Here is an 11,587-nt window from a genome sequence, read left to right as displayed (position 1 = left end):
TTTTCCCTTGGGTCGCGGTTGCCGCTAACATCAGCAAGCCATATTGCCGGAGATTTCATTCATGCCAGTTATCGTCGTCGCCAACCCCAAGGGAGGCGTGGGCAAGTCCACCCTGTCCACCCAGATTGCCGGTTACTTTGCCAGCCAGAACCATGCCGTGATGCTGGGCGATGCCGACCGGCAACAGTCGAGCAAGCTCTGGCTGTCACTGCGCCCGGATCAAGTCCGTCCTATTCGCAATTGGGTGCTTGGTGACGACGGCGTTGTTAAGCCGCCCAAAGGTACGACCCATGTGGTGCTCGACACGCCCGCCGGGCTGCACGGCAAGCGGCTCAAGGAAATTCTCAAGCGCGCGCACAAGGTGGTCGTTCCGCTGCAGCCCAGCGTGTTCGACATCTTCGCCACGCAGGATTTTTTGAACGAGCTGACTGAAAGTGCTCGCGCAGCCAAGATCGACATTGGCATTGTCGGCATGCGGGTCGATGAGCGCACCCGCGCCGCCGAGCAATTGCGCACTTTTGTGCAAGCCACCGGCCTGCCGGTGCTGGGCTTTGTGCGTGACACGCAGAACTACGTCCAGCTGGCGGCCCGCGGCCTCACCGTGTTCGACCTGCCGCCAGAGCGCGTGGCGCGGGACCTGGCCCAGTGGCAAGCCATTTGCCGCTGGCTGGATCAGTAAGGGCTTTAATGTAATTTAAAGATCACTATTAAGTGTAAATGTGTTTAAATAGCGATCTATAGATTACATAAATCATGCCTGCCCAAAGCGACAAAACCTTGCCAAACCTGGATCATCTGGACCCCCTGGTCGGTGCGGTGGTGGCCAAACGCAAGCAACTGCGCTGGAGCCAGGCCAAGTTGGCCCAAGCGGCGGGTATCAGCCGTCGGGCCTTGCTGATGATCGAAAAAGGCGGCGACTGCAACCTGAGCACCTTGCGGCGGCTGCACACGTGCCTGGACATCGTCATGCAGGCCACCACTGCCCACGCCCCAACGCTCGATGACATGAACGCCCAGAACGCCAGAGAGCGTTTTGGCGGTGTGCTATGAAGCTCGATGTGTACGTCAACCAGGCGCTGGTTGGCACGCTGGAACAAGTTGGGGTCAACCGTTTTGTGTTCGCGTACCTGGCCAATGTGACGAGCAGTCAGGCGGTGTCGCTGCTGATGCCGGTGCGCCTTGAGAGCTGGGTTCATACTGCACTGCACCCGGTGTTCCAGGTCAGCCTGCCCGAGGGTGCGCTCAAGCAGTTGTTGACAAAAAAATTTGCCAAGCATTTTGATTACTTTGGCGACATGGCATTGCTGTCGGTTGTGGGGGCGCACCTGGTGGGTCGCATCAAGCTAGCCCCCCATGGGTCGGCTCTGTCAGCACAAAGTCCGTGCGAAGACTTGCACACCTTGCTTCAGAGCAGCTCCAAAGAAATCGTTGATCGGTTTTTAGAGGAGCACGCTGACACTTCAGGTGTGTCAGGTGGTTTCCCCAAATTTTTGGCGAAAAGCCCGTTGCCGGGCCAGCACACTAACGGGAAAAGCACCCTGATTTTTGACCACTGGATCATCAAATCCAATGACGATGACCACCCCCACCTGATTCTCAATGAGTATTTTGGTTTGAGCGTGGCGCAAAAAATGGGCTTGCCCGTGCCCGAGTTTCAGCTCTCTGAGGATGCCGCTCGCCTGGCCATTCGCCGTTTTGATGTGCTTGCGCCTGGCATCAATCTGGGCTTTGAGGACATGTGCGCCATGCTGGCGCTCAATGCGGGCGACAAGTTTTCTGGTTCGGTGGAAAAAATCATCAAAAAGATCGAAGAGTTCTGCCCGCTTGACCAGAGAAGGGGGGCGCTAGAACAGTTTTATGCGCACTACCTGGCCTGCATGGCCATTCGCAATGGAGACGCGCACCTGAAAAATTTTGGTTTTGTCTATTCAAGTGCCAATGATGTGCGCTTGGCACCCGTTTTTGACATGTTGTCCATGTCGGTCTATGCACCACGGGCGCAAAACGGCGATGCCCTTGACGCACCGGCCCTGAGTTTCGGTGGGGTCAAACGTTGGTTTGTGAAAAAAAGCCTGAAAGAGTTTGCCAACCGATGCACCGTGACGGCCAAGTTTCAAACCGAAACCAGCGCGCGTCTGGTTGATGCCATGCTCAGCGTGGCGCAAGACGCGTTGACCAAGGCCGCGCAGTACCCCAGCTTCGTTCCGACCGCACAAAGAATGCTTGAGCTCTGGTCGCACGGTTGTGCGATTCATCACACCGATGCGGCACGGCAATTGAAGGCCATGGCGACATCGCTTGGTAACTCAGCTTCGGTTTGAAGGTGATCCCGGCGCGACGAGCCAGCGGGCATCTTTGGGCTCTGGCGCAGCCTGGTCGCGTCAGACAGCGCGTCGCCCAAAGTCTGGATGAATGCCTGCCTGAACGCCTTTGCCATCGCCGGCGCACTGCGCCTATTCTTGGCGCGGCCACAGTCCGCAAGCAAAAGGTGTCGTCTCAGCCAGCTTGCAAATGCGTGTATCCCCTGAAGAATTTGAACGAACCAAACTCAACAGAGCCAGGATGGCCGCAGCGACGACGATTCAGCTTGCTTACGGCCGGCGAATAGAAATGGACGCGAGCCCTAAGTTCATCCCAAATGCTTGCCCACGATCCCGGCCAGCTCAAACATTGTCACCTGGGGTTTGCCAAACACCGCCAGCAGCTTGGCATCGGCATTGATGGCGCGTTTGTTGGCGGCGTCTTGCAAGTTGTTGGCCTTGATGTAGTCCCACAGTTTCTTGATGACCTGGGCGCGTGCCACGGGTTCGGCACCAATCACGGCGGCCAGGGCGGCGCTGGGCGTTGAGCCCGGGCTGCCTGCGGCGGGTGCTTTGCGCGGCGTTTTCACGGCGGGCACCTTGGCCACTTTTTTGGCTGGCGCTTTTGCCGTTTTCTTGGCCGCCACCGCAGCCCGGGTCAAAGGTGCGGCGGCGGTTTTGCGCGGCGGGAATTTGCTTGGGGCAAATTCAAAGTTCACCTTGCCTGCGGCCGGGTCCCAGGCCAGCATGGCCTTGAAGGCGCGCCGGGTGCGCATGGAGACGAACTTGTCGAGCAAATCGGTCTTGCCGGTGGCGAGCAGCTTGACCATTTGCGCGCGCTCGATGGGCTGCTGCAAGATGATCTGGCCGGTCTTGAAGTCGCAGCTTGGCGTGGGCTGTGCGTCGGTGGGCACCGACTTTTCACAGACGTAGTTTTTGCCGTGCTCGAACACTCGGGCGCCACATTTGGGGCACGCGCCCAGCGATTCCTTGGCCGAGAAGTCGATCAGTTCGCCCGACTCCTCGCCCTTCTTGTCGTCGCCAAAGTCAAATTCCAGCTTGTAGTTCTTGGTTTCGTCGTCGAACTTGATGACCATCTCCGCGGTGAACGGCCAGCCCGCCTTGGAGCGGAAACCGCTCAACGGGCCAATTTTTCGGTCGCGCAAAAACTGCTCTACCTCGGCGAGCTCGAAGGTGCGGCCCGCCGGGGTTTTGCCAAACGAAAAACCGCAGCCATCGCTTTTGCCATCGGCGCCGGTGCAGGCATAGCGACGGTAGTTTTCTTTCACAATGCCGCCGCAGTTGGGGCAGGGCGTGTGCAGCGTGGCAAAGTCACCGGGGATGGTGTCGCGGTCGTATTCCTTGGCCTTTTTGACCATGCGTTCGGTCATGGCAGCAATCTCGGCCATGAAGGTTTCGCGCTTGAGCTTGCCGTGCTCCATTTGTGCCAGCTTGAACTCCCATTCGCCGGTGAGCTCGGCTTTGGTGAGCTCCTGCACATTGAGGCCACGCAGCAGCGTCATCAACTGGAAGGCCTTGGCGGTGGGGATCAGTTCGCGGCCTTCGCGGTGCATGTAGGCCTCGGAGATCAGGCCTTCGATGATGCTGGAGCGGGTGGCGGGGGTGCCCAGGCCTTTTTCCTGCATGGCTTCGCGCAACTCGTCGTCTTCCACGGTTTTGCCGGCGCCTTCCATGGCGCCGAGCAGCGTGGCTTCGGTGTAGCGCGCCGGCGGCCGGGTTTTCAGCGCCTTGGGCTCGACCGATTCGGCCTTGACCCGCTCGCCAGGCACCACTGGCACCAGGTTTTGGCCCTTGTCGCCGTCTTTGCCGCCCGCCACTTCGTCCACCGCCTCCTTGCCGTAAATGGCCAGCCAGCCCGGCTTGACCAGCACCTTGCCTTCGGTTTTGAAGCTGTGCTCTTGCACCTTGGAGATACGGGTGGTGACCTGGTACTCGGCGGCCGGAAAAAACACCGCCATGAAGCGGCGCACCACCAGGTCGTAAATTTTTTGCTCGGCTTCACTCAAGGCATGCGGCGCCTGCAGCGTCGGAATGATGGCAAAGTGGTCGCTGACCTTGGCGTTGTCAAAAATCCGCTTGCTGGGGCGGATGTAGCTGTTGTTGAGCGCCGTGAGCGCGTGCGGTGCCAGGTGCTTCATGCCACTGTCGGCCAGCATTTCGAAGGTTTGCTTGACCACCGGCAGATAGTCTTCGGGCAGCGCGCGCGAGTCGGTTCGCGGGTAGGTCAGGGCCTTGTGACGCTCGTACAGGCTTTGCGCAATCGACAGCGTGGCCTTGGCAGAAAAGCCAAATTTGCCGTTGGCTTCGCGTTGCAAGCTGGTCAGGTCGAACAGCGTGGGCGAGACTTGCGTGGTCGGCTTGCTTTCTTCCGTGACCGTGGCGTGTTGTCCGCGCACCGCATCGGCAATTTGTTGGGCTTCGCGCTGGCTCCAGACCCGGTCGGCCTTGAGTTCGGCATCTGGCTCGGCGTTGCCTGCCGCTGCATTGGCCGCTGCGCGTTTCCAGTTCGGGTCGAACCATTTGGCCGGGTAGGCACCGGCCTGGGCGGCAAAGCTGGCGTGAATTTCCCAGTAGTCGCGGCTGATGAATTTGCGGATTTGCTCCTCGCGCTCCACCACCACGCTCAAAGTTGGCGTTTGCACCCGGCCCACGGTGGTCAAAAAGAAGCCGCCGTCGCGCGAATTGAAGGCGGTCATGGCGCGGGTGCCGTTGATGCCGACCAGCCAGTCGGCCTCTGAGCGGCAGCGCGCGGCATCGGCCAGCGGTTGCATTTGCGCATTGGTGCGCAAATGTGAAAAACCATCACGGATGGCTTGCGGCGTCATGCTTTGCAGCCACAGGCGGCTCACCGGCTTGCCCAGCGGCTTGGCACCGCCCGCGTACTGCTCGATGAGCCGGAAGATCAGCTCGCCCTCGCGCCCGGCGTCGCAGGCGTTCACCAGTTGGCCCACGTCCTTGCGCTTGGCCAACCGCACCACGGCGTTGAGCCGGGTCTTGGTTTTGTCAACGGGTTTCAGGTCGAAGTGCGGCGGAATCACCGGCAGGTGGGCAAAGCTCCACTTGCCGCGTTTCACGTCAAAGGCTTCGGGTGCCTGGATCTCCACCAGGTGACCCACGGCGCTGGTCACCACATGGGTGTCGTTCTCGAAATGCTCGTCGTGCTTTTCGAACTTGCCCGACACGGGGGTCAGGGCGCGCACGATGTCTTGGGCGACCGAAGGTTTTTCAGCAATGATCAATGTTTTCATCTGACTACAATCCATTTTCTCGCGCTCGCACGGGCGGGCGCACGCAGGCAGGTGCGCACACGCGCACCCATACGAGTTCACGATACCAAATTTTTCAACGTGTCAAAAAAATCATCCGCAACACCGCGTCGCATCCAGGTGCGCGCCTCCGGCATTCATGGCAAGGGAGTCTATGCGTTGCAGAACATTGCAGCGGGCGACACCATCCTTGAATACGTGGGCGAGATCATCAGCTGGGAAGAAGCCCAAGCGCGCCACCCGCACGACCCAAAGCACCCCAACCACACGTTTTATTTTCACATTGACGAGACCCGCGTGATTGACGCGCTGCATGGCGGCAATTCGTCGCGCTGGATCAACCATTCCTGCGACCCCAACTGCGAAGCCGACGAGCAGGACGGTCGCATTTTCATCAAGGCGCTGCGCGACATTGTTTGCGGCGAAGAGCTCAACTACGACTACGGCCTGATCATCGAAGAGCGCTATACCAAAAAGCTCAAGGCCGAGTACCCCTGCTGGTGCGGTGCCGCCACTTGCCGGGGCACGCTGCTGGCGCCCAAGCGGCGCTAGGCGATGGCCACCATGCGCGCCCCGCTGACCCCCATGCGCTGGCCTGCCGAGGCCATCCGGGAGGCTGTGGCCCCTGCACTGCCGGGCTTTACCGTGGAGGTCTTGCCCGAGCTTGACTCGACCAATTCCGAACTGATGCGCCGCGCCCGCGCCGGTCGCCTGGAGCCCGTGCTGCTGGTGGCCGAGCGGCAAACCGCCGGACGTGGCCGCATGGGCCGGCCATGGCTCAGCGGGCAGACAGATCATGCAGCGCATCCGGTGGTCCGCGCGGGGGCGACGCCCTCATTGACTTTTTCGCTGGGCCTGAGTCTGGCCCCTGCCGACTGGTCGGGGCTGTCGCTGGCGGTGGGTTTGAGTGTGGCGCAGAGCCTGCACCCCGCCATTCGACTCAAGTGGCCCAACGACCTGTGGTGGCACGACCGCAAGCTCGCCGGCATCCTGATCGAGACCGCCAACTGGGGTGAGTCCAGCGCCAGCCGATACCTGGTGATTGGTGTCGGGCTTAACTTGCGCACGCCTGATGCCAAGGGTCTTTCCACCGCGCCGGTTGGTCTGCGTGAATTGCTGCCCGAGGTGGACGCAGCCCAGGCCTTGCTGCGCATTGCTGCACCCTTGGTGCAAACCGTGCAGCGTTTCGAGGCCCACGGGTTTGCGCCGTTTCAAAAAGATTTCAACACCCGCGACGCGCTGGCGCAGGTGCCGGTGGTGCTCAGTGATGGTGTGCAGGGCGTGGCGCAGGGCGTCGATACGACCGGTGCCCTGCTGGTGGCCAGCGCGCAAGGCGTGCAGCGCGTCACCAGCGCCGAAGTCAGCGTGCGCACCCAACCGGGGCCAAGCCATGCGCACCTGTGAGCCGCTGACATGAACTGGCGCACCCTGGCCTTGCTGTTAATGCTGCTCAATGCCCTGTACTGGACGTGGGGCGAGGGCTGGCTGCTGCCCTATGGTTTTGGGCCGGCGCAGCAGCGCGAGCCACAGCGCCTGGCGCAGCAAATCAAGCCTGAAGCCATCACCGTGCTGCGCGCCGCCGAGGGGCAACTGCCGCCCTTGCCAGCTGCGCCGCAGGCTGTGCTTGCTGAGCCCTCGGTGTGCCTGCAATCCGGGCCGCTCAATCAGGCCCAGGCAGACGCGGTGCGCGCCCTGCTGGCGGGCTCGTGGCCATCAGACGGCTGGCTGTTGCAGCAGGTGCAGCAAGAGTCGCAAGTACCGCAAGAGCAGGCATCGGATGCGTTGGATGCGTCACAGGCCGGACCCAACTGGCGCCTACGTTTGCCCGCCGTGGACCAAGCCCTGCAAGCGAAGTTACTGGCGCTCGGCGCGGTGCTGCCCGGTCAGGCGTTTGAAGTCTGTCCGCCAGATTCGCCAGACCCGCAAGCGCGCTAAGCCGCGACTTTGTCGAGGGCGTTAAAGCGCACCACGAAGCGCGCTCCTGCTGGTGTTTGGCCCGGGTGCGTTGCCTCCAGGCTCACCGTGGCGTTGTGTTGCTGGGCAATTTCGAGAACGATCGGCAGACCCAGGCCGGAGCCGTCGGCCTCGGTCCCCAGGGCGCGGTAAAAGGGCTGAAAGATCAGCTCGCGCTCGGCCTCGGGCACGCCCGGGCCCGAGTCTTCGACCTGCAGCACCAGGATGTGACCAAAGGGGTCGGTGAGCACGCGGGCCGTGATCACGCCGGGCTTGTCCGGGCTTGACGGGGTGTAGTTGATGGCGTTGTCAACCAGGTTGCGCACCATTTCCTTGAGCAGGGTGGGGTTGCCCAGCACGGTGCAGCTCGCGGTGCCGGGTTGCGTGCCTTCGTAACCCAGGTCGATGCGTTTTTCCAGCGCGCGGGGCACGCTGTCGCGCACCACCGACATGGTGAGTTCGGCCAGATCGCACGCTTCGCGCGGCATGGTCGAGCCGTTGCTCTCGGCGCGTGCCAGCGCCAGCAGCTGGTTAACGCTGTGGGTGGCGCGGATGCTGGCGCGGCCGATTTGGCGCAGGTAATGCTTCAGGTCTTCGGCGCTGGCGCCCTCGCGCTGCGCAATCTCGGCTTGCATGCGCAGCCCCGCCAAAGGCGTTTTGAGTTGGTGGGCGGCATCGGCCAGAAAGCGTTTTTGGGTGGCAATGGAGTCAGCCAGGCGCAACAGCAGGTCGTTCACCGAATCGACCAACGGGGCCACCTCCAACGGCACCGCCTGCGCATCGATCGGGCTCAGGTCATCGGGTTTGCGCGCGCGGATGCGTTCTTCAAGCTGGTGCAGCGGCTTGATGGCCTGCACCAGCGCCAGCCACACCAGCAGCACGGCCAGCGGCAAAATGAAAAACTGCGGCAGCATCACGCCCTTGACGATTTCGGTGGCCAGCACCGAGCGTTTTTCCATGGTCTCGGCAACCTGCACCAGCGCCGGCCGGGTGCCTGGCCCCGACACATTGATCCACAAATAAGCCACCTTGACGTCAAAACCCTTGACCACGTCATCACGCAGCCGAACCTGGTCGAGCACCACCTGCTCGACCAACGGCGGCGACGGCAGGTCGCGCTCACCGCTGAGCAATTCGCTGCGCGGGCCGAGCACCTGGTAATAGACCGTGTCGGAATCATCGGCACGCAGCAATTCACGCGCGGGGCGCGGCAACGAAAACTTGGCACGACCGCGCTCGACGGTGATGAGTTGCGCCATGGCGCGCACGTTGTATTCGAGGGCGCGGTCGAACGGCTTGCCGGCAATGTTTTGCGCCACCAACCAGGTCACGACCAGGCTCAGCGGCCACACCAGCAGCAGCGGCGTAAGCATCCAGTCCAGGATCTCGCCAAATAGCGAGCGCTGCTCGCGTGGGGGCATGCTCACGACAACAAGTGATTAGCCGGGAATTTTTTCCAGGCAATAGCCCAGGCCGCGCACGGTGGCGATGCGGATCGGGCCCTTTTCGATCTTCTTGCGCAAGCGGTGAATATAGACCTCGATGGCGTTGTTGCTCACCTCTTCGCCCCACTCGCACAAGCGCTCCACCAACTGGTCTTTGCTGACCAGCCGGCCGACGCGCTGCAACAGCACCTCGAGCAGGCCCAGTTCGCGCGCCGACAGCTCCACCATGACGCCGTCGATGCTGGCCACGCGACCGCTCTGGTCGTAAATCAGCGGGCCGTGCTTGATGGTGCTGCTGGCCGCGCCCATGCCGCGCCGGCTCAGGGCGCGCACCCGGGCTTCGAGCTCCAGCAGGCTGAAGGGCTTGGCCATGTAGTCGTCGGCGCCGTAGTCGAGCCCCTTGACGCGTTCTTCGACACTGTCGGCGGCGGTCAGAATCATCACCGGCAGCGACGAGCCGCGCGCGCGCAGGCGCTTGAGCACCTCCAGGCCGTGCATTTTGGGCAGCCCCAGATCCAGAATCAGCAGGTCGAACTCGGTATTGGTCAGCAGGGCGGCATCGGCCTCGCTGCCGCTGGCCACGTGATCGACAGCGGCCCCTGAACTGCGCAAGGTGCGCAGCAGGCCATCTGCCAGAACCTGGTCGTCTTCGGCTATCAAAATACGCATCAATGTCTCCTCGTTGGGGTCTTTCGGATGAGTGCTTCAGGTTTCATGGCCTCTTGCTTTCGCGCATTCTAGGCGGCATAGGCCTCCAGCCCGAGCAGCATGACGGTGGCTACCTCATCGCCTACTGCAGCGCGCAGCTCGGCCTGGGCTTGAATGATGGCCTCCTGATAGGCCTGCAACCAGTTCAGGCCGGCCGCCGTGAACACCACGACGCAGGCGCGCGCATCCCGCGGGTCGCTCTGGCGCTGCACCAGGTCCCATGCTTCGCATTGGTCCACCAGCTTGCCCATGGCCTGTTTGCTGACCCCCGCGCGAGCCGCCAGTTCGGTCAGCCGCGAGCCCGCCAGCCCCAGGTGCTGGGTGATGTGCACGTGGGAGGCCATCAGATGCCCGCGCGCCGCCAGGTGGGCCAGCGCCAGCGGCATGCGGTCATTGGCGGCCATCAAGGCCAGCACGCGGGCATCAAAACGCATTGATGCCTGGGCCAGCCAATAGCCCGTGTGGGTCTGGCGCCAGCGCTGATCCAGCGTCGTTTCTGTCATGACAAAATAGTAAATCAAATTGACTAAAAAATATGTTTACGGAGTTTAACAACGGCAATAAACTACTGTTCAGGCATCCAGTCTGTTGTGAATAACACAGGATGCGCATCTTCCCGATTTGTAGCCGATCAACGTTAACCCAGGAGAGAAACCATGGATGCAACTGTCAAAACCCCCACCCCCATCAACCCCGAAAAAGCCAAGGCTCTGCAAGTGGCGCTGGCCCAGATTGAAAAGCAGTTTGGCAAGGGCACCATCATGCGCCTGGGCGAGGGCGAGGTCATTGAAGACATCCAGGTGGTGTCCACCGGCTCGCTGGGCCTGGATATAGCCCTTGGCGTCGGCGGTCTGCCGCGCGGGCGCGTGGTCGAAATTTATGGCCCGGAATCCAGCGGCAAAACCACCCTGACCTTGCAGGTGATTGCCGAGATGCAGAAAGCCGGTGGTCAGTGCGCTTTTGTCGATGCCGAGCACGCGCTTGACATCCAGTATGCGCAAAACCTCGGTGTCAATCTGCAAGACCTGCTGATCAGCCAACCCGATACCGGCGAGCAGGCGCTGGAGATTGTCGACAGCCTGGTGCGCTCGGGCGCTGTCGATCTGATCGTGGTGGACTCGGTCGCAGCGCTCACACCCAAGGCCGAGTTGGAGGGTGAAATGGGCGACAGCCTGCCCGGCCTGCAAGCCCGCCTGATGAGCCAGGCGCTGCGCAAGCTTACCGCGCACATTAAGAAAACCAACTGCATGGTGATCTTCATCAACCAGATCCGCATGAAGATCGGCGTCATGTTTGGCAGCCCCGAGACGACCACCGGCGGCAATGCGCTCAAGTTCTACGCTTCGGTGCGGCTCGATATCCGGCGCACCGGCACCATCAAAAAAGGCGACGCGGCGATCGGCAACGAAACCAAGGTCAAAGTGGTCAAGAACAAGGTGGCGCCGCCGTTCAAGACCGCCGAGTTCGACATCATGTTTGGCCAGGGCATCAGCCGCGAAGGCGAAATCATCGACATGGGGGTGGAGGCCAACATCCTGGAAAAATCGGGCGCCTGGTACGCCTACAGCGGTGAAAAAATCGGCCAGGGCCGCGACAACGCGCGTGAATTCCTCAAAGAAAATCCGGCCCTGTCGCGCGAGATTGAAAACAAGGTGCGCGCTTCGCTGGGCATCGCCCTGATGGCCGGCGCTGATGCGACTGAGGCAGCCCCCAAGGCAGCCAGCAAAAAAGCCGTTTAAAAAATCGTCATTGCGAGCCCGACGTATCCGGCCCGATAACGCACACGGATTGCCGCGCTACGCTTTCCATGAACACCCCCGTCATTGCGAAAGTGACCGTCATTGCGAACGCCGTGACGCAATCCATGACCCCGGAAGTCATGGATCGCCACGCT

The 11,587-nt window shown here is 61.6% G+C and carries 11 protein-coding genes; 7 read left to right on the top strand and 4 right to left on the bottom strand.

Annotation, left to right across the window (positions count from 1 at the left end):
- The first annotated feature begins 61 nt into the window (after positions 1–61).
- The 3 genes from IBX54_RS08365 (at position 62) to IBX54_RS08355 (ending at position 2,321) form a co-directional block, all read left to right on the top strand.
- On the top strand, positions 62–679 hold the full coding sequence (locus IBX54_RS08365; protein ID WP_296542210.1) for a ParA family protein: 618 nt from the start codon (positions 62–64) through the stop codon (positions 677–679).
- Positions 680–753: 74 nt separating this feature from the next.
- The gene (locus IBX54_RS08360; protein ID WP_296542209.1) at positions 754–1,050 is read left to right on the top strand and encodes a helix-turn-helix transcriptional regulator; all 297 of its coding nucleotides are present in this window, start codon (positions 754–756) and stop codon (positions 1,048–1,050) included.
- A complete protein-coding gene (locus IBX54_RS08355; RefSeq protein ID WP_296542208.1) occupies positions 1,047–2,321 on the top strand; it encodes a type II toxin-antitoxin system HipA family toxin in 1,275 nt (424 codons plus the stop codon). Before IBX54_RS08360 ends, IBX54_RS08355 begins: the two co-directional genes overlap by 4 nt.
- Before the next feature lie 308 nt (positions 2,322–2,629).
- Here IBX54_RS08355 and IBX54_RS08350 read toward each other — a convergent pair whose 3' ends face one another.
- Positions 2,630–5,569, bottom strand: coding sequence for a DNA topoisomerase III (locus IBX54_RS08350; RefSeq protein ID WP_296542207.1), 2,940 nt, complete (start codon positions 5,567–5,569; stop codon positions 2,630–2,632).
- Between the two features lie 99 nt (positions 5,570–5,668).
- Here IBX54_RS08350 and IBX54_RS08345 point away from each other — a divergent pair, with 99 nt between their 5' ends.
- Genes IBX54_RS08345 through IBX54_RS08335 form a run of 3 tightly spaced genes read left to right on the top strand, consistent with a single transcriptional unit; the run spans position 5,669 to position 7,522 of the window.
- A complete protein-coding gene (locus tag IBX54_RS08345) occupies positions 5,669–6,139 on the top strand; it encodes an SET domain-containing protein-lysine N-methyltransferase (RefSeq protein ID WP_296542206.1) in 471 nt (156 codons plus the stop codon).
- A gap of 12 nt (positions 6,140–6,151) precedes the next feature.
- Positions 6,152–6,991, top strand: a complete 840-nt coding sequence (locus IBX54_RS08340) for a biotin--[acetyl-CoA-carboxylase] ligase (RefSeq protein ID WP_296542205.1) — start codon at positions 6,152–6,154, stop codon at positions 6,989–6,991.
- Positions 6,992–7,000: 9 nt separating this feature from the next.
- Positions 7,001–7,522 carry a hypothetical protein gene (locus tag IBX54_RS08335; protein ID WP_296542204.1) on the top strand — a complete coding sequence of 174 codons (522 nt, stop codon included), beginning with the start codon at positions 7,001–7,003 and terminating at the stop codon, positions 7,520–7,522.
- Here the strand turns inward: IBX54_RS08335 and IBX54_RS08330 are convergent.
- From IBX54_RS08330 to IBX54_RS08320, 3 genes are all read right to left on the bottom strand, one after another.
- Complete coding sequence (locus tag IBX54_RS08330) at positions 7,519–8,967, bottom strand: sensor histidine kinase (RefSeq protein WP_296542203.1); 1,449 nt, start codon at positions 8,965–8,967, stop codon at positions 7,519–7,521. The genes IBX54_RS08335 and IBX54_RS08330 overlap by 4 nt on opposite strands.
- Positions 8,968–8,979: 12 nt before the next feature.
- Positions 8,980–9,654, bottom strand: a complete 675-nt coding sequence (locus IBX54_RS08325) for a response regulator transcription factor (protein WP_296542202.1) — start codon at positions 9,652–9,654, stop codon at positions 8,980–8,982.
- A 68-nt stretch (positions 9,655–9,722) separates the two neighbouring features.
- Positions 9,723–10,196 carry a helix-turn-helix domain-containing protein gene (locus tag IBX54_RS08320; RefSeq protein WP_296542201.1) on the bottom strand — a complete coding sequence of 158 codons (474 nt, stop codon included), beginning with the start codon at positions 10,194–10,196 and terminating at the stop codon, positions 9,723–9,725.
- Positions 10,197–10,349: 153 nt separating this feature from the next.
- Here IBX54_RS08320 and recA point away from each other — a divergent pair, with 153 nt between their 5' ends.
- Positions 10,350–11,432, top strand: coding sequence for a recombinase RecA (recA, locus tag IBX54_RS08315; protein ID WP_296542200.1), 1,083 nt, complete (start codon positions 10,350–10,352; stop codon positions 11,430–11,432).
- Positions 11,433–11,587: the final 155 nt, after the last annotated feature.

It is taken from the genome of Rhodoferax sp. (genome assembly GCF_014859475.1).
In the GTDB taxonomy this organism is placed as follows: Bacteria; Pseudomonadota; Gammaproteobacteria; order Burkholderiales; family Burkholderiaceae_C; genus Rhodoferax.
Note: the sequence above shows the minus strand (reverse complement) of the source record. Positions and strands in the feature narration are given on the sequence as shown.

Bases quoted from the DNA above. Each gene is read 5' to 3' on its own strand.
- IBX54_RS08320 (WP_296542201.1), bottom strand. From the start codon at position 10,196: ATGACAGAAACGACGCTGGATCAGCGCTGGCGCCAGACCCACACGGGC.
- IBX54_RS08340 (WP_296542205.1), top strand. From the start codon at position 6,152: ATGCGCGCCCCGCTGACCCCCATGCGCTGGCCTGCCGAGGCCATCCGG.
- IBX54_RS08325 (WP_296542202.1), bottom strand. From the start codon at position 9,654: ATGCGTATTTTGATAGCCGAAGACGACCAGGTTCTGGCAGATGGCCTG.
- recA (WP_296542200.1), top strand. From the start codon at position 10,350: ATGGATGCAACTGTCAAAACCCCCACCCCCATCAACCCCGAAAAAGCC.
- IBX54_RS08365 (WP_296542210.1), top strand. From the start codon at position 62: ATGCCAGTTATCGTCGTCGCCAACCCCAAGGGAGGCGTGGGCAAGTCC.
- IBX54_RS08360 (WP_296542209.1), top strand. From the start codon at position 754: ATGCCTGCCCAAAGCGACAAAACCTTGCCAAACCTGGATCATCTGGAC.
- IBX54_RS08350 (WP_296542207.1), bottom strand. From the start codon at position 5,569: ATGAAAACATTGATCATTGCTGAAAAACCTTCGGTCGCCCAAGACATC.
- IBX54_RS08355 (WP_296542208.1), top strand. From the start codon at position 1,047: ATGAAGCTCGATGTGTACGTCAACCAGGCGCTGGTTGGCACGCTGGAA.
- IBX54_RS08335 (WP_296542204.1), top strand. From the start codon at position 7,001: ATGAACTGGCGCACCCTGGCCTTGCTGTTAATGCTGCTCAATGCCCTG.